General features: G+C 66.2%; 17 protein-coding genes and 1 tRNA gene. 14 read left to right on the top strand and 4 right to left on the bottom strand.

Annotated elements, in window-relative coordinates; genetic code table 11:
• Positions 1–56: 56 nt before the first annotated feature.
• Positions 57–674, top strand: coding sequence for a TetR/AcrR family transcriptional regulator (locus jaqu_RS05255; protein ID WP_052500782.1), 618 nt, complete (start codon positions 57–59; stop codon positions 672–674).
• Between the two features lie 261 nt (positions 675–935).
• Here the strand turns inward: jaqu_RS05255 and katG are convergent, their stop codons facing one another.
• A complete protein-coding gene (gene katG, locus jaqu_RS05250; protein ID WP_043917885.1) occupies positions 936–3242 on the bottom strand; it encodes a catalase/peroxidase HPI in 2307 nt (768 codons plus the stop codon).
• A 123-nt stretch (positions 3243–3365) separates the two neighbouring features.
• Here katG and jaqu_RS05245 point away from each other — a divergent pair, with 123 nt between their 5' ends.
• Entirely contained in the window at positions 3366–3560 is a 195-nt protein-coding gene (locus jaqu_RS05245) for a PQQ-dependent sugar dehydrogenase (protein WP_043917884.1), read from the top strand.
• A gap of 243 nt (positions 3561–3803) precedes the next feature.
• On the opposite strand, the gene jaqu_RS05240 is transcribed toward jaqu_RS05245, so the two are convergent.
• A tRNA-Gln gene (locus jaqu_RS05240) sits at positions 3804–3878 on the bottom strand.
• Positions 3879–4039: 161 nt separating this feature from the next.
• Here jaqu_RS05240 and jaqu_RS05235 point away from each other — a divergent pair.
• A complete protein-coding gene (locus jaqu_RS05235; RefSeq protein ID WP_043917883.1) occupies positions 4040–5224 on the top strand; it encodes a BaiN/RdsA family NAD(P)/FAD-dependent oxidoreductase in 1185 nt (394 codons plus the stop codon).
• A gap of 14 nt (positions 5225–5238) precedes the next feature.
• Here jaqu_RS05235 and jaqu_RS05230 read toward each other — a convergent pair whose 3' ends face one another.
• A complete protein-coding gene (locus jaqu_RS05230; protein ID WP_043917882.1) occupies positions 5239–6381 on the bottom strand; it encodes a deoxyguanosinetriphosphate triphosphohydrolase in 1143 nt (380 codons plus the stop codon).
• A 118-nt stretch (positions 6382–6499) separates the two neighbouring features.
• On the opposite strand from jaqu_RS05230, the gene jaqu_RS05225 reads away from it, so the two are divergent.
• From jaqu_RS05225 to jaqu_RS05195, 8 genes are all read left to right on the top strand, one after another.
• Positions 6500–6823: a HesB/IscA family protein gene (locus tag jaqu_RS05225; protein ID WP_043917881.1), complete on the top strand. Its 324-nt coding sequence runs from the start codon at positions 6500–6502 to the stop codon at positions 6821–6823.
• Positions 6824–7124: 301 nt separating this feature from the next.
• Positions 7125–8135 carry an alcohol dehydrogenase AdhP gene (adhP, locus tag jaqu_RS05220; protein WP_236687795.1) on the top strand — a complete coding sequence of 337 codons (1011 nt, stop codon included), beginning with the start codon at positions 7125–7127 and terminating at the stop codon, positions 8133–8135.
• 229 nt (positions 8136–8364) lie between these two features.
• Entirely contained in the window at positions 8365–9522 is a 1158-nt protein-coding gene (locus jaqu_RS05215) for a permease (protein ID WP_043917879.1), read from the top strand.
• A 76-nt stretch (positions 9523–9598) separates the two neighbouring features.
• Positions 9599–10225, top strand: coding sequence for a heme ABC exporter ATP-binding protein CcmA (gene ccmA / locus jaqu_RS05210; protein WP_043917878.1), 627 nt, complete (start codon positions 9599–9601; stop codon positions 10223–10225).
• Positions 10222–10878 carry a heme exporter protein CcmB gene (gene ccmB, locus jaqu_RS05205; RefSeq protein ID WP_043917877.1) on the top strand — a complete coding sequence of 219 codons (657 nt, stop codon included), beginning with the start codon at positions 10222–10224 and terminating at the stop codon, positions 10876–10878. The genes ccmA and ccmB overlap by 4 nt, the downstream gene beginning before the upstream one ends.
• A 48-nt stretch (positions 10879–10926) precedes the next feature.
• The gene (locus jaqu_RS05200) at positions 10927–11655 is read left to right on the top strand and encodes a heme ABC transporter permease (protein WP_043917876.1); all 729 of its coding nucleotides are present in this window, start codon (positions 10927–10929) and stop codon (positions 11653–11655) included.
• On the top strand, positions 11652–11792 hold the full coding sequence (gene ccmD, locus jaqu_RS20985; RefSeq protein WP_084629426.1) for a heme exporter protein CcmD: 141 nt from the start codon (positions 11652–11654) through the stop codon (positions 11790–11792). Before jaqu_RS05200 ends, ccmD begins: the two co-directional genes overlap by 4 nt.
• Positions 11793–11797: 5 nt before the next feature.
• Positions 11798–12310 (top strand): DsbE family thiol:disulfide interchange protein, encoded by a 513-nt coding sequence (locus tag jaqu_RS05195; protein ID WP_043917937.1) that lies wholly within the window; start codon positions 11798–11800, stop codon positions 12308–12310.
• A gap of 64 nt (positions 12311–12374) precedes the next feature.
• On the opposite strand, the gene jaqu_RS05190 is transcribed toward jaqu_RS05195, so the two are convergent.
• A complete protein-coding gene (locus jaqu_RS05190; protein ID WP_043917936.1) occupies positions 12375–13316 on the bottom strand; it encodes a DUF808 domain-containing protein in 942 nt (313 codons plus the stop codon).
• A 188-nt stretch (positions 13317–13504) separates the two neighbouring features.
• On the opposite strand from jaqu_RS05190, the gene jaqu_RS21840 reads away from it, so the two are divergent.
• The 3 genes from jaqu_RS21840 to jaqu_RS05175 all read left to right on the top strand — a co-directional run bounded on the left by jaqu_RS21840 (position 13505) and on the right by jaqu_RS05175 (position 15963).
• A complete protein-coding gene (locus tag jaqu_RS21840) occupies positions 13505–13648 on the top strand; it encodes a hypothetical protein (protein ID WP_043917875.1) in 144 nt (47 codons plus the stop codon).
• A gap of 81 nt (positions 13649–13729) precedes the next feature.
• Complete coding sequence (gene gap, locus jaqu_RS05180) at positions 13730–14731, top strand: type I glyceraldehyde-3-phosphate dehydrogenase (protein WP_043917874.1); 1002 nt, start codon at positions 13730–13732, stop codon at positions 14729–14731.
• A gap of 53 nt (positions 14732–14784) precedes the next feature.
• Entirely contained in the window at positions 14785–15963 is a 1179-nt protein-coding gene (locus jaqu_RS05175; RefSeq protein WP_043917873.1) for a phosphoglycerate kinase, read from the top strand.
• Positions 15964–15965 lie beyond the last annotated feature (2 nt).

Below are 15965 nucleotides of genomic sequence, written 5' to 3'. Positions count from 1 at the left end.
AGGCGTCGGTAACGTGCTACGAAGTTCGGGGGGAGAGCGCAATGGCGGATAAAAGAGTGAAGCGGAGAAAGGAGGCTCGGCCGGCCGAGATCCTCGACGCCGCTCTGGCCGAATTCGAAGAGCACGGGTTTGCCAAGGCCACGCCCGCAGGGATCGCACGTCGCGCGGGGATCGGGCGGGCAACGATCTACCTCTACTTCGACGGCAAGGATGCGGTGTTCGAAGCGCTCCTGCGCCAGCGCCTCATCGCTCCGCTGGAGGAGATCGGCGCTGACATGCCGACCGCGGACGAATCCGCCGAGCGGATGCTGCGCCGAGTGTTCGGTATTTTCTACGAAGAGGTCGTCGGCAGCCGCACGGCGGTGCTCATGCGTATCCTGATCGCGGAGGGCCATCGGTTCCCTTCGATCGTCGAGCTCTATCACCGCCAGATCACGGAAACGGGCTACGGCCTACTCAGACGGATCGTGGATCGGGGGATCGCGCGGGGCGAGTTCCGCCCCGATATCGCCGAACTCGACCTGCGGGTGCTGGTCGGGCCGGCGATGATGACTGTGCTTTGGCAGATAGTGTTCGGCGCCCTCGATCCGATCGACCCCAAGCGCATGATGGCCGATCACATAAAGCTGGTGATGGACGGGATACGGATGCGGTCGCCACAGCCACTGTGCTGAGCATTCCCTCACCTACCGACTTATCGCCCCCTTCCACCTTTTCGAAGCCTGCCCGACCAAGGCCGCTGCGGTTTCGGGTCCTCACTCCGACATGGAACCGTCTTGCCTACGGGCCGCGGACGATCTGACCCGAGTCCATGAAAAAGTCCCACGGCCATTCGCTCCGCATCCGCGATGCGATAGTTCGAATGTCACCGCTGAAACCGGCGATCTACCGACAGCCGAGCGGATCACCCCCCGTTCCGGCGTCCCCCCCAACCGTCAGCAATCCGACAGCGCTGCCTTTCGAGCCTCTTTCGCGTCGAACCGATCGAGCATCATGACCTTGTGCCACGCTTTCACGAAGGCCCGCATGAAGTAACCCTCGCCGTCCGCGCCTGCATAAAGCTCGGCGATCTGGCGCAATTCGGCATTTGCTCCGAAGACCAGATCGAGACGTGTCGCTGTCCAGGTCGCGCCACCGCCGTCCCGGCGCTCCAGGGTGAACCGCCTTTCCTCGCCGGTCTCCGGTCGCCAGACGAGATCGGTATCGGTCAGGACGCGGAAGAAATCCGCGGACAAGACGCCGGGCCGATCGGTGAAGACGCCGTCCTTGGACCCGTCCCAATTCTGATCCAGCACCCGCAGCCCTCCCGTTAGCGCCGCCCATTCCGGAGCCGTCAGCTTCAGCAGGCACGCCTTGTCGAGCGCGATGCCCTCGGGCGAAACGTGGTAGCCCACGGCTTCGTCCACGTAGTTGCGGAAGCCGTCCACGACGGGCTTCAGCCAGTCGAAGCTCTCCGCATCCGTCCATTCGTCGGATGCATCCGTCCGTCCGGGGACGAAGGGAACGGTGACATCGTGGCCGCCGGCCTGTGCGGCCGCCTCGACGCCCGCGCAGCCCGCCAGCACGATGAGGTCGGCCAGCGAGATCTTCGCCTCGCCCTCCCCCTCGAAGTCGGCCTTCACGCCTTCCAGCGCATCAATCACCCGGTCCAGCCGTGCCGGATCGTTCACCGCCCAGCCCCGCTGTGGCGCCAGACGCACTCGCGCGCCGTTGGCCCCGCCGCGCTTGTCGCTGTCGCGATAGGTCGAGGCCGAGGCCCAGGCGACCGCGATCAGATCTCCGTGCGCCAATCCGGTCTCCAACACCCGCGCCTTGAGGTCGGCCACCTGCGCGTCGTCCACAAGGGGATGATCGACCTCCGGCACCGGATCCTGCCAGAGGAAGGTGCCGCCCTGCCGCGGACCCAGCCATCGGGCGGTCGGGCCGAGATCCCGGTGCATCAACTTGTGCCACGCCTTGGAAAACGCCTCGGTGAAGTAATCGAAATCTTCGAGAAACCGCTCGCAGACCTTCCGGTAATCCGGGTCCACCTTGAAGGCGAGGTCGGTGGTCATCATCATCAGCGGATGCTCGACGCCCGGCAGGTGGGCATCGGGCGTCTTGGGTGCGTCCGGGTCCGTCGGCGTCCATTGCAGCGACCCCGCCGGAGATTTCGTCTGCTTCCACTCGTACTTGAAGAGATTCGTCAGGTAGTCATTGTCCCACCGGGTCGGGTTTGGCGTCCATGATCCCTCGATCCCGTTGGTCATGGTGTTCTCGGCATTGCCCTCGCCGACCGGATTGGCCCAGCCGAGGCCCATTTCCGACATCTTGGCGATCTCGGGCGCGCCGCCGATCTTGTCGGCCGGGACGGCGCCGTGGGACTTGCCGAACGCATGCCCCCCGGCGACGAGCGCGACCGTCTCTTCGTCGTTCATCGCCATCCGGGCGAAAGTCTCGCGGATGTCGCGGGCTGCATCCATCGGGTCGCCGTTGCCGCCCGGCCCCTCCGGATCGACATAGATCAGCGACTGGTGCGAAGCCCCCAGCGGGTTCTCCAGATCGTAATGCTGGTCCTTGGGCCCGCCCTGCCAGCGCAGGCCGCGGTTGACCATCTGGTCGGGATGTCCGGCCTGCGGGTCGGCAGGCTGTTCGGTCGGCGCTTTGCCGAACCAACCTTCCGGGCCCCAATAGGTGCCCGTATCCGCAGACCAGGCATCCTCGCGCCCGAAGGCGAAGCCCTGCAGCGGCAGGCCCATATCCTCCAGCGCGACCGTCCCCGCCAGCGCGATAAGATCCGCCCAGGAAAGCCCAGCGCCGTATTTCGCCTTGATCGGTGCGAGCAACCGACGCGACTTGTCGGTATTGCCGTTGTCCCACCAAGAGTTGATCGGCGCGAAGCGCTGCATCCCCTCGCCAGCCCCACCGCGCCCGTCGGCGATGCGGTAGGTGCCTGCGCTGTGCCATGACATGCGGTTCATCTGCGGCCCGTAATGGCCGTAATCCGATGGCCACCACTCGACTGGTTTATGCAGGAAGGCGCGCACGTCCTCCCAGAGCTGGTCATGGTCGATCCATGCGTTCGCGTCGGCATAGTCGAAATCGCGGCCCAGGGGATTGGCCTGCGGCGGGTCCTGATAGAGCAGCTCCACCTTGAGGCGGTTCGGCCACCAATGATCGAGTCCGGGCTCCGAGCCCTGCGCGCCCCCAATGCGGGTTCCTCTGAATGGGCAGGCGCCCTGTGTCGCAGCGTGATCTTTCATCTCGGCCTTCCTCCCGTGACCCGGCCGGCCCCGCGGCGCGACACCGGCATATGGATCAAGCTAGAACGAGACCGTGCTGCGGCGAGACGTCCATCCGGTCGCCGCGCGCGGGCGGCCAGGCTGATGACGCGGGGCCGCTTGCACGGCGATGCCTTTCACGCCGGGTCGAGCGTACAGGCGCTGGTCCGCGTGGGATTCGACGGAAGAGACGTCTCTGGCACCGTACAGATCAACCGTTACCGCCGAGTTCGCTACGTGAAGCAAGACGTGGACGGCTCGATCCTGATCTTTACGGATTACGAACACGTCTGCGCCTAACGCCGGGCGAGTGATCGGACAGTGGCCGAAGGTTCTTTGATGGGGAGACCATCCACCCGGCCTCTCCTGGGCCGGCATCAGGGACAATGTGGATCAGCGCTCCGACGAGTGCAGAAACGAAAGTCGAGCGGCGCCCTGCTCACAGGCATTCGCGCGGCTCGTCATCATTCATCACTCGCCACGGCAGGGCCCGAGTGGCAAGGAACCGTTCCAACGAGACCGACGCGAAATCCGGAAAGAGATTGGCTGGGGTGGTAGGATTCGAACCTACGACCTGCGGTACCAAAAACCGTTGCGCTACCACTGCGCCACACCCCAACCGTGCGCGGGGAAATAGGACAGGGTTGCAGACCGCGCAACCCCCTGAATCGTCCGTATCACGTGACCCAAACACCGCCGAAAGGAACGCCCCGGTGACTGCTGCCGGGCGCGGGCGAAACGCGATTTCGGTCCGGCGTCATCCGCGCTAGTCCGTCCCCATGAAATGGGACGTCATCATACTTGGCGCAGGTGCCGCGGGCCTCATGGCGGGCCTCGAGGCGGCGCGTCGAGGACGGCGGACGCTGGTGCTCGACCATGGGAAACGGCCCGGAGAGAAGATCCGCATTTCAGGCGGCGGGCGCTGCAACTTCACCAATCTCAACATCTCTCGCGCGACCATTCCGGAGCGATTCCTTTCCGCCAACCCGCGTTTCGCGCTCTCTGCGCTCTCGCGCTTCCCGGCGCGCGCCTTTCTCGACCGGATCGAGGCCGCAGGTATCGCCTGGGCGGAGAAGGCGCTCGGACAGCTTTTCTGCCAAGGATCCGCCAAAGAGGTCGTCGCGATGCTCACGGACGACCTGCGGGCGGCCGGGGGCGTCCTGCGACTGGACAGCGGGGTGACGGCGGTCGAGGGGAGCGGGCCTTTCACGATCCGCACCGGGACTGACGACCTCGAGACAGCGCGCGTCGTCGTCGCGACAGGCGGCCTGTCGATCCCGAAGATGGGCGCCAGCGATATCGGATACCGCATCGCCCGGTCCTATGGGCTTCCCATCATCGACACGCGTGCGGGCCTCGTTCCCCTGACCTTTTCCGGCGTCCAGAAGGATGCGATGGCGGAGATGTCCGGGACATCGGTCGACGCCGCTGTCACCGCGGGGCAGGCGCGGTTCTCCGACGGATTGCTCTTCACGCACAGGGGTCTGTCGGGCCCCTCGATCCTGCAGGCCTCGTCCTATTGGCGCGCGGGCGAAGAGATTTCGGTGGATCTGGCGGCGAACGCCGATATCGCACCCGCGCTCGCAGCGCAGCGACAGGCCGGAGGACGGATGGGCCTCGTGCGGGCTCTGTCAGCGCACCTGCCCGAACGGGTGGCCCGGGATGCGGTCGCACGCAGCCGGCTCGACGGCAATCTGGCCGACCAGTCCAATCGCGCGCTGGACCGGTTGGCGGCGGCCGTCCACGATTGGCGCCTCACACCTCAAGGGTCCGAGGGCTACCGCACCGCGGAGGTCACGCTGGGCGGCGTGGATACGGCCGCGCTCGATCCGCGCACGATGGAGGCGCGCGCCGTGCCGGGCCTTCATTTCGTGGGCGAAGTGGTCGACGTGACCGGCTGGCTGGGCGGCTACAACTTCCAATGGGCCTGGGCGTCCGGCTGGGCCGCCGGGCAGGCGGTCTGACCTAGGGGACCTTCCTAAGGCGCCTCTCCGAACAGCCGCTCATGGGTCTGAAGCGCGAACCGATCCGTCATGCCCGCGATGTAGTCGCACACGATCCGCGCCAGCGCGTCCCGGCCCTCGGCGAGAGCCACATCCTTCCGCCACTGCTTGGGCAGATCGGACGGATCCTCCAGCAGGGCGGCGAACAGGTCCTCGACGACTCTCGCCACCCGTTCCCGCATCGTGACGACGCCGGGTGCGCGGTACATCCGGTGGAATAGGAAGGATCGGATCTCCTTGAGATCCTGCCACAACCCGTCCGAGAACCGCACCATCGGCCGACCGGCCAGCCGGATATCGGTGGGCGAGCTGGGCGAAACCTCGAGCAATGCGGCCTCGGTGCAGGCCAGTACATCCTCCACGAGGATTCCGAAGAACCGGCGAAGCGCCTCATGGCGCCTTCGATAGAGGTCCAGATCGGGCCACACCCGGTCCACCTCGGCGAAGCAATCGCGAAGGACCGGAAGCTCGGCCAGTTCGGCGGTCGAGAACAGCTCCGCACGGAGGCCGTCATGCAGATCGTGGTTGTTGTAGGCGATATCGTCGGCAAGTGCGGCGACCTGCGCCTCAAGGCTTGCATACGTATGCAGTTCCAGATCGTGCCGCGCGTCGTAGGCGCACAGAATGTCCGGCGGATCGGCGACGGGGCCATTGTGTTTGGCAATCCCTTCAAGGGTTTCCCAAGTGAGGTTCAGGCCGTCGAAATCGGCGTAGTGCCGCTCCAGCGAGGTGACGATCCGAACGGCCTGGGCGTTGTGATCGAACCCGCCATGGGGGGCCATCAGCGTGTCCAGCGCCTCCTCCCCGGTGTGACCGAAAGGCGGGTGGCCCAGATCGTGCGCCAGGGCGACGGCTTCCGCCAATTCCTCATCGAGGCCCAGATGCTTCGCGATCGTCCTCGCGACCTGTGCGACCTCGATCGAATGGGTCAGGCGGGTGCGATAATAGTCGCCCTCATGTTCAACGAAGACCTGCGTCTTGTGCTTGAGACGTCGGAAGGCGCTGGAATGGATGATCCGGTCGCGATCCCGCTGAAAGGGCGACCGATGGCGGCTCTCCTCCTCGGGGTGAAGGCGGCCGCGGCTCGCGGTGGGATCGCAGGCATATGGCTGGCGCATCGAAGGCCTCCTTGCGGCGCGGGGCTACCGTGTGCGGCCGGGGATGCCCAGCCCCCGGCGGGGCTTGAACGTGTGCCGTCGCAGGCGCATCTTCGGTCCAAAGCAAGGAGCTGATGCGATGAACCTTCCGCCACAGGTCACGTCTCGCGCGTTCGAGCGGCTTTCGGAGATCGGCGCCGCCGCCTCGGGCAAGGCGCTCCGCGTTGCAGTCGAGGGTGGTGGATGTTCGGGGTTTCAGTACGCCATCGAGCTGGATGAGCCGGCCTCCGACGATCTGATCCTCGAAGGTGCGGGCGAAAAGGTCGTCATCGACGAGACGTCCCTGCCCTTTCTTGGCGGCGCAACCATCGACTTCACGGAGGAATTGGTAGGCGCGCGGTTCACGATCGACAATCCGAACGCCGCAAGTTCCTGCGGCTGCGGCGTCAGCTTCGCGATGTAGGCGCGCCACGCGGCCGGACGGCTGAGGAATGTGGTCGGGCCTGCCTGTCGGTGACCGGTCCAGCCTGGTCCAGAGACAAGCTCTTTGCCCGCTCCTGTCGCCTGACGGTTGCAAACTCTGATATACCGATCCTATTGCAGAAGGCCGGAGCCGCGTCGGCACTGTGGTTGTGCCGACGTGTGACCCTTCGGGATGCGACTGCGTGTCCGTGCGCCAAACGGCGATCTTGCCCGGACCGGACACGCGAGCTCATCCCGGATTCCGGCCCCGACCAGAGGGAGCCCGCATCATGCCGTCGACAATGAAAGCAGCCGTCGTCACCGATTTCTCCAAGCCGCTCGAAATCAAGGAGGTCGAAAGGCCGACCGTTTCCGACGGAAAGATCCTGGTGAAGATCGAGGCCTGCGGTGTCTGCCACACGGACCTGCACGCGGCGCGTGGCGACTGGCCGGTCAAGCCGGAGCCGCCCTTCATTCCCGGCCACGAAGGCGTCGGGATCGTCGCCGAAGTCGGGCGCGGCGTGGCTTCCGTCAAGGAGGGGGACCGGGTCGGGGTGCCGTGGCTTCACCATGCCTGTGGCCACTGCACCGCCTGCGTGACGGGATGGGAAACCCTCTGCCGGACGGAGCCGCAATATACCGGTTATACCGTGAACGGAGGGTTCGCCGAATATGTCGAGGCCGATCCGGCCTATGTCGGCCATCTGCCCGGCGCCTTGGATTTCGCGCCGGCGGCACCGATACTCTGTGCCGGTGTCACGGTCTACAAGGGTCTGAAGGAATGCGACCTCAGACCCGGGCAAAGCGTCGTGATATCAGGGATCGGCGGCCTTGGGCATCTGGCCGTGCAATACGCTCGCGCAATGGGGCTGCACGTCATCGCCGTCGACATCGCGGAGGACAAGCTCCGTCTGGCCCGCGACCTCGGCGCGGAGACCACCATCAATGCCGGCGATACCGATCCCGTGGACGAGGTGACCCGACTCGGAGGGGCCGACGGCGTTCTGGTCACGGCGGTCTCGAACAGTGCCTTCACGCAAGCCGTGGGCATGCTGGCACCCGGTGGCACCATGAGCCTCGTCGGTCTTCCGCCCGGAGATTTTTCGCTCAACATCTTCGACGTCGTCCTGAACCGGAAGACGATCCGGGGCTCGATCGTCGGCACCCGCGCGGACCTTGCCGAAAGCCTGTCCTTCGCCGCCGAAGGCACCGTGGCTTCGCATTATGCAACGGACAGGCTGGACAACATCAACGGCATCTTCGAGGCCATGGAGCAGGGGAAGATCGACGGCCGGATCGTCATGGAGATGTAGGGGCTCCGATTGCGCGGCCCCCTGCCCCGCACGTCGATCCCGTCGACGGTCCCATCCTTCTCTGTGCGGCGCATCCGGGGATTCCAGCGACATGGGGCACCCGTCGAGGCGAGGCGAAGCGAGGCGAGGCGAGGCGAGGCGAGGCGAGGCGAAAAAAAAACAGCGCGCCGCCCCTTGAGCTTCCAGTAGCTGGAAGCCCTACCCTGGAGGTGAAGATGGAGTTCGCCGAATGACAGACGTCACGGATCAGGTTGACCGCAACACCGGCTGCTGCGCGTCCAGAGCAGCGGCCGCCGAGGGCATCCCACCCGTGAAGGCGTCCGTTGCCGACGGCGCGTCCTGCTGCGGCGGGACAGCCCCGGCCGCCGACGCGCCCGTATGGCGCAGACTGGACTGGCTTCTCTGGGGCTCGGCCGCGATCATCGTCGTTTTCTATGTCGCTGGATTCGTTCTGCCCCACGACGCCCCTTACGGTTTGGGCCGGTTCGCCCACAGCGTGCAGAAGATGATGAACGTCATGTGGTGGGGCATCCTCGTCGGGATGCTGGCCGTCGGGCTGATCGACAGGGTGCCCCGTGAATTCGTCATCGGCATCATCGGCCGGGATCAGGGCGCGCGCAGCGTCCTTCGCGCCTTGGGCGCCGGCGTCCTGCTGGATCTGTGCAATCACGGCGTCCTGATGGTGGGGGCCAAGCTCTATGAGAGGGGGGCGAGCCTTGGTCAGGTCTTCGCATTCCTGATCGCATCGCCTTGGAACTCGCTTTCGCTGACGATCATCATCGGCGTTCTGATGGGCTGGGGCTGGATGCTGCTGTTCCTCTTCGCGTCTCTTGCCATCGCCTTCGCGACCGGCCTGGCAGTCGAAGCGTTGGAGCGGGCCGGTCGTGTTCGCCCGAATCCGAACCGGATCGACCTTCCTGACGATTTCCACGTCTGGTCCGAAGCCAGATCCGGCCTGCGGGGGACACGGTTCGATCTCGCCTTCGCGAAGGATGTCGCCAAGCGGTCGGTCACGGCGAGCCGGATGGTCTTGCGCTGGCTCTTCTTCGGGGTCGTCCTGGCCGCCCTGATCCAGACGACCGTTCCGACCGAGATTTTCCAGACATGGTTCGGGGCTACGCTGCTGGGGCTCTTCACGACGCTTCTGGCCGCGACGATCATCGAGGTCTGCTCCGAAGGGTCGGTGCCCATCGCGGCCGATCTGATGAACCGCGCCGCCGCGCCGGGTAACGCCTTCACCTTCCTCATGGCCGGCGCAGCCACGGATTACACCGAGACGATGGTCCTGCGACAGGTGACGGGCCGCCTGAAGGCCGCGCTTTTGCTGCCGCTCCTGACGGTGCCGCAGGTTCTATTGATCGGCTGGCTCCTGAACGGCGCCGGATAGACCCGACAGCCCGCGATCCCTGCCTCCGCAAAAGGGCGGGTTTTCGCGCGGCCGAAGGCAGGCTACCCCTCGCGGGATGGAATGGGGTGTGAGCGATCTTGCGTGCCGGCGCGGCGAGGCATTGGTGCTGCGTGGCGTTTCGTTCCGCGTGCCCGACGGCAGGGCGGTCGCGATCCGCGGGCCGAACGGCGTGGGCAAGACGACGCTGTTGCGGACCCTCGCCGGACTGGCGGCGCCCGTGGCGGGGTCGATCGACGCCCCTGATGAAGCCTTCGCCTACGGCGCTCATGCCGACGCCCTGAAGGACCAGCTCACGGTTGCCGAGAACCTTTCCTTCTGGGCGGCGATCTTCGGCACGGGGGCCGACGCCGTCTCGCGCGCGGTGCAAGCATTTGGCCTGGCTCCCCTGTTGCGGCGACGGGCTGCGGATCTGTCTGCGGGGCAGAGGCGGCGGACCGGTCTGGCGCGGATGATGCTGACCGGCCGACCGATCTGGCTGCTGGACGAGCCGACGGTTTCGCTGGACGCCGAGAACGTCGCCCGGTTCGCGGATGCGGTGCGGGCGCACCTCGCCGAGGGCGGAAGCGCGGCCATCGCCACCCATATCGACCTGGGCCTCGATGCGGATCCACTCAATCTGGGTGCATTTGCCGCGGCCGCGCCCACGCGCGCGGACGATCCCTTCGCCGAGGCGATCGAGTGATCGCCCTCGTCGCGCGCGATCTGCGGCTGGCGATCCGGGCCGGGGGCGGATTCGGACTGGGTCTCGGGTTCTTTCTGATCTTCGTGACATTGACCGCCCTTGGCGTCGGGCCGACCGAGGCCGTCCTCGCGCCCCTCGCCCCCGGCGCACTTTGGCTGGGCGCGCTGCTGGCCTGCCTCTTGTCGCTGGACCGTATCTTCGCGCTGGACCGCGAAGACGGCTCGCTCGACGCGCTTCTGACGGCCCCACTGCCGCCGGAGGCCGTAGCCGTGTCCAAGGCACTGGCCCATTGGATCACGACCGGTCTGCCCCTGACGGTCGCGGCCCCGGTCCTTGCCCCTCTCCTGTTCCTGCCCCCTTCAGCGCTGCCGTGGCTGATTGCCGCGCTCGCGGTGGGCACACCGGCGCTCTCGGCCATCGGGACATTCGGGGCGGCGCTGACCGTGGGGTTGAGGCGGGGGTCGCTGCTTCTGTCGCTGATCGTCCTGCCCATGTACGTGCCGACGCTGGTCTTCGGTGCCGATTGCGTGCGACGGGCGGCGCAGGGTCTCGATCCGACGCTGCCCCTTGTCCTGACGGCCGCCCTGACGCTGGGCGCGATCGCCCTGCTGCCCTTTGCCACGGCCGCCGCGCTGCGGGTGAACCTGAGATGACACTTGCGTGTCTTGTGGCCGGCCGCGCCGCGCCTTAGCTGTCGGCTCATGTCGCTCTGGGAGTATGCGAACCCCCGCCGGTTCATGGCGCTTACGGCCAAGGTTCAGCCCTGGTGCTGGGCGGTTGCCGTGCTGCTCTGCGCGGTCGGCCTGGGCTGGGGCGTCCTGGCCACGCCCGAGGATTTCCGGATGGGACACTCGGTCAAGATCATCTACGTCCACGTGCCCACAGCGTTCATCGCCATCAACGCGTGGTTCATGATGCTCGTGACCTCGCTGATCTGGCTGATCCGGCGCCACCACGTCAGCGCGCTGGCGGCCCGGGCCGCCGCGCCCGTGGGTCTGGTGATGACCGCCATCGCACTGGCCACCGGCGCGATCTGGGGCAAGCCGATGTGGGGCACCTACTGGGCGTGGGATCCGCGCCTGACCTCGTTCCTGATCCTGTTCCTGTTCTATCTGGGATACGTCGCGCTCTGGCAGGCGATCGAGAACCCGGACGCCGCCGCCGATCTGACGTCGATCCTGTGCCTCGTCGGGAGCGTCTTCGCCGTCATCTCGCGCTACGCGGCGCAATTCTGGAACCAGGGCCTGCATCAGGGCGCGTCGCTCTCGCTGGATGCCGAAGAGAACATCTCGGACGTCTTTTGGATACCGCTCGTGATCACATTGGCGGGCTTCGTCTTCCTGTTCGTCGCGCTCGTCCTGATGCGCACCCGGACAGAGATCCGGCGCCGTCGCCTCCATGCCATCACCCTGCGGGAGCGGACGGCATGAGCCTCGATTTCGGACGCTATGCTTTCGATGTCTGGCTTGCGCTGGGTGTCAGCGCCGTCGGCATTGGTGGGTTGATCCTGCAATCGGTTCTGGCATCCCGCGCCGTCCGCGCCCGACTGGAGGAGGAAGAACAGTGAAATGGATGGCGCTCGTGCCCGTCGCGATCTTCGCGGCGCTGGGTGGCTTTCTGTTGTCCGGCCTGTTCCGCGAGGATCCGGACACCCTGCCCTCGGCCCTGATCGGCCGTGAGGCGCCCGCGATCAGCCTGACCGAGCTACCCGGCAAGACGGCCTTGACGCCGGAGATGCTGACGGATGGAGAGGTCAAGCTGGTGAATTTCTGGGCCAGCTGGTGCGTTCCCTGCCGGGTAGAGCATCCCCAGCTCGAAGCGTTGGCCGAAGAGCTTCCCGTCTACGGCGTGAACTACAAGGACAGCCCGGAGAACGCGCTCGCCTTCCTGGCGGAACTGGGCGACCCCTTCAGCGCCATCGGCGTGGACGAGGGGCGGACGGGCCTCGACTGGGGTCTTTACGGGGTGCCGGAGACCTTTGTGCTGGACGGGGACGGCACCGTCCTCTTGCGCTTTGCCGGTCCGATCACGCGGTCGGTCGCCGAAGACCAGTTCCTGCCGGTGATCGAAGAGGCCCGCCGTTAGGCCCGCGCGAGCGGCACCCACCCGGCGCCGTCCCGCACCTATCTGACCGACGCGGGGACGGATTTCAGTGCGCCTCGGCCTTCTTCGGCTTCATGAACCCGATCGCCGGGATGAGCGCGGAGCCGAGAAGGACGCCGATCACGCCATCCATCGCTGCGACCGCGGCCCAGTTCCCGAAGCCGCCCTCTGCCACGGCCGCGGCCCAGGTCTTGATCGTGTCGTAGGGCAGATGCCATCCGATCTCGTGCAGGGCATGGACGACGATGTTGCCGCCGACCCAGAGCATCGCGGCGGTCCCGATGATGGTCAGCGCCTTCATGAAACCCGGCATCCCCTTGACGATTCCTCGTCCCAGAGACCGGCCGAAGGACGTCCGCCCCTCGTTGGCGAGATGCAGGCCGAAATCATCGGCCTTCACGATCAACGCGACCGACCCGTAGACGGCGATCGTGATCGCGACCGCGATCACGGCGAGCACTGCGGCCTGGAAGACCCATCCCCGCGTCCCGTCCGTCGCGGCCAGAGCGATGGTCATGATCTCTGCGGAGAGAATGAAATCGGTCTTAATTGCGCCCTTCACGCGCTGCTCTTCCAGATGGGCGGCGTCGAGAGGCGTATGCTCCGGGTCCTCGATCGCGGCATGGCTCACTTCATGGGTGAGCGCATGCCAGATCTTCTCGGCCCCCTCGTAGCAGAGATATAGCCCGCCGAGGATCAGGAAGTACGGGATCAGCCACGGCGCGAACTGCCCCAACAGGATCGCGGCAGGCAGCAGGATCACCAGCTTGTTGAAGATCGAGGCGCGCGCGATCTTCCAGACGATCGGGATCTCTCGCGCCGCCGCGAATCCGTGGACGTATTTCGGCGTCACGGCCGCATCGTCGATCACGGCACCGGCGGCCTTGACCCCGGCCTTGGAAGCCTGGCCAATCACATCGTCGATGGACGCCGACGCGACCTTGGCGATGGCCGCCACGTCGTCCAGCAGGGCGAGAAGTCCGCTCATGATCGTCTCCGTCTTGTCGGGTGATTGATCTAGGCTTGCGTGCCCGGCGTCAACGCGGCTGCGATCCATCCGATCCCCTTGGTCGGATCTGGGCGTCCGGCAGCGCACGCAAGCAGGCTGTCCGGCCGGTCGGATCCAGACGGCACGCCAAGCCTTTCCTCTGCCGCCCGTGGGTGGCAGGACGGGGCATGACCAATCGCGTCGCCCTCCTGCTCGGTCTCGCCCTCGTATTGCTCGTCCTTGCCGACTGGGCGTTGAACGAAAGCGAGACGCTGATCTTTCTGGGTCGCGAGCTGCTCGGCCTCGTGCGGTGGCTCGCCTTCTGGCGCTGAGCCCCTGTTGAGGCCCCGCGGCACCCATGGTAGCGGCTGCCGCGACGGCAGGGAAATCCTGCGACAGACCCGGAGGAAACCATGGTCAAGGTGGCGATCAACGGCTTCGGCCGCATCGGACGCAACGTTCTGCGCGCGATCATCGAGTCGGGACGCACCGACATCGAAGTGGTGGCGATCAACGACCTCGGACCGGTCGAGACGAACGCACACCTGCTGCGCTACGACAGCGTCCACGGGCGCTTTCCCGCAGAGGTGAAGGTCGATGGCGACACAATCGACGTGGGCCGCGGGCCGATGAAGGTCACCGCCGAGCGCAACCCCGCAGACCTGCCCTGGTCCGATGTCGACGTGGTGATGGAATGTACCGGCATCTTCACCTCCAAGGAGGCGTGCCAGGCCCATCTCGACAACGGATCGAGCCGGGTCCTGATCTCGGCGCCCGGAAAGAACGCGGACAAGACGATCGTCTACGGCGTGAACCACGACGTGCTGACGAGCGATGACATCGTCGTCTCGAACGCGTCCTGCACGACGAATTGCCTCGCGCCCGTCGCTCACGTCCTGCACGACGCCATCGGGATCGAACGCGGGTTCATGACCACGATCCATTCCTATACCGGCGACCAGCCGACGCTGGACACGATGCACAAGGATCTCTACCGCGCCCGTGCCGCGGCCCTGTCGATGATCCCGACTTCGACCGGGGCGGCCAAGGCCGTTGGTCTGGTGCTGCCCGATCTGAACGGCAAACTGGACGGCGTCGCCATCCGCGTGCCGACGCCGAACGTCTCGGTGGTCGATCTGACCTTCACGGCTTCGCGTGACACCAGCGTCGACGAGATCAACGAAGCCGTCCGCTCGGCCGCCGAGGGGCCGCTGAAGGGCGTTCTGGGGTTCACCGAAGAGCCGCTCGTCAGCAGCGACTTCAACCACGATCCCCATTCCAGCATCTTCGCGCTGGACCAGACCAAGGTGATGGAGGGCGGCAAGATGTGCCGGATCCTGACCTGGTACGACAACGAATGGGGCTTCTCGAACCGGATGGCCGACACCGCCGTCGCCATGGGCAAGCTGATCTGAGGTTCCGAACGCGACCCCACTCATCGAAAGCAGGCAAAGACCCGGAGGACGGCATGGCCTTTCGCACCCTCGACGACATGGAGGTGGCCGGAAAGGCTGTCCTGACCCGGGTCGACCTGAACGTGCCCGTCAAGGACGGCCGGGTCAGCGACACGACCCGGATCGAGCGCGTGGCGCCCACGATCCGCGAATTGTCGGACAAGGGCGCCAAGGTCGTGCTGCTCGCACATTTCGGACGGCCGAAGGGAAAGGTCGTGCCGGAGATGTCGCTGCGCCAGATCGTCCCCGCGGTCGCAGAGGTGCTGGGCCGAGATGTGGCCTTCGCCGACAGCAATTACGGCCAGGCCGTTGCCGACATGCCCGATAGCAGCGTGATCCTGTTCGAGAATGTCCGCTTCAACCCCGGCGAGGAACAGAACGATCCCGGTTTCGCCGAACGGCTGGCTTCGGTCGGAGACCTCTATTGCAACGACGCCTTCAGCGCGGCCCACAGGGCGCATGCGACGACCGAAGGGCTGGCCCACCACCTGCCCGCCTTCGCCGGGCGCGCCATGCAGGCCGAACTCGAGGCGCTTGAAAAGGCGCTCGGGACCCCGACGCCACCCGTCGCGGCGGTCGTCGGCGGGGCCAAGGTCTCGACCAAGCTGGACCTTCTGGGCAACCTCGTGAGCAAGGTGCAGCACCTGATCATCGGCGGCGGCATGGCCAATACCTTCCTGGCCGCGCAGGGCTTCGACGTGGCCAAGTCGCTGTGCGAACACGACCTTGCCGACACGGCGCGCGAGATCGTTGCCAAGGCCGAAGCCGCAGGCTGCACGATCCTTCTGCCGCGTGACGTGGTGGTGGCGGAAACCTTCGAGGCGGATCCGCCCACCCGAACCGTCAAGGTCGAGGACGTACCCGAAGGATGGATGATCCTCGATGCCGGGCCGGATTCGGTCGCTCATATCCGTACGGTCCTGGACGGATGCGCCACGCTGGTCTGGAACGGGCCGCTGGGCGCCTTCGAGATGACGCCCTTCGACCGCGCCACGGTCGAGGCAGCGCGCCATGCGGCCGAATTGACCCGCGCAGGCAAGCTGGTCTCGGTCGCGGGCGGCGGCGACACGGTCGCGGCCCTAAACCAAGCCGGGGTTGCCGACGATTTCACCTATATCTCGACGGCGGGCGGGGCCTTCCTGGAATGGATGGAAGGCAAGAAACTGCCCGGCGTCGCCGCGTTGGAGGGCTGAGC

Source organism: Jannaschia aquimarina (genome assembly GCF_000877395.1).
Lineage (GTDB): Bacteria > Pseudomonadota > Alphaproteobacteria > Rhodobacterales > Rhodobacteraceae > Jannaschia > Jannaschia aquimarina.
Note: the sequence above shows the minus strand (reverse complement) of the source record. Positions and strands in the feature narration are given on the sequence as shown.

What these genes read in the sequence shown, in the direction of transcription:
- jaqu_RS05195 (WP_043917937.1), top strand. Translation starts at nt 11,798, where the DNA reads ATGGCGCTCGTGCCCGTCGCGATCTTCGCGGCGCTGGGTGGCTTTCTG.
- jaqu_RS05230 (WP_043917882.1), bottom strand. Translation starts at nt 6,381, where the DNA reads ATGCGCCAGCCATATGCCTGCGATCCCACCGCGAGCCGCGGCCGCCTT.
- ccmD (WP_084629426.1), top strand. Translation starts at nt 11,652, where the DNA reads ATGAGCCTCGATTTCGGACGCTATGCTTTCGATGTCTGGCTTGCGCTG.
- jaqu_RS05200 (WP_043917876.1), top strand. Translation starts at nt 10,927, where the DNA reads ATGTCGCTCTGGGAGTATGCGAACCCCCGCCGGTTCATGGCGCTTACG.
- jaqu_RS05225 (WP_043917881.1), top strand. Translation starts at nt 6,500, where the DNA reads ATGAACCTTCCGCCACAGGTCACGTCTCGCGCGTTCGAGCGGCTTTCG.
- jaqu_RS05190 (WP_043917936.1), bottom strand. Translation starts at nt 13,316, where the DNA reads ATGAGCGGACTTCTCGCCCTGCTGGACGACGTGGCGGCCATCGCCAAG.
- jaqu_RS21840 (WP_043917875.1), top strand. Translation starts at nt 13,505, where the DNA reads ATGACCAATCGCGTCGCCCTCCTGCTCGGTCTCGCCCTCGTATTGCTC.
- gap (WP_043917874.1), top strand. Translation starts at nt 13,730, where the DNA reads ATGGTCAAGGTGGCGATCAACGGCTTCGGCCGCATCGGACGCAACGTT.
- jaqu_RS05245 (WP_043917884.1), top strand. Translation starts at nt 3,366, where the DNA reads ATGACGCGGGGCCGCTTGCACGGCGATGCCTTTCACGCCGGGTCGAGC.
- jaqu_RS05175 (WP_043917873.1), top strand. Translation starts at nt 14,785, where the DNA reads ATGGCCTTTCGCACCCTCGACGACATGGAGGTGGCCGGAAAGGCTGTC.
- ccmA (WP_043917878.1), top strand. Translation starts at nt 9,599, where the DNA reads ATGGAATGGGGTGTGAGCGATCTTGCGTGCCGGCGCGGCGAGGCATTG.
- adhP (WP_236687795.1), top strand. Translation starts at nt 7,125, where the DNA reads ATGAAAGCAGCCGTCGTCACCGATTTCTCCAAGCCGCTCGAAATCAAG.
- jaqu_RS05215 (WP_043917879.1), top strand. Translation starts at nt 8,365, where the DNA reads ATGACAGACGTCACGGATCAGGTTGACCGCAACACCGGCTGCTGCGCG.
- jaqu_RS05235 (WP_043917883.1), top strand. Translation starts at nt 4,040, where the DNA reads ATGAAATGGGACGTCATCATACTTGGCGCAGGTGCCGCGGGCCTCATG.
- katG (WP_043917885.1), bottom strand. Translation starts at nt 3,242, where the DNA reads ATGAAAGATCACGCTGCGACACAGGGCGCCTGCCCATTCAGAGGAACC.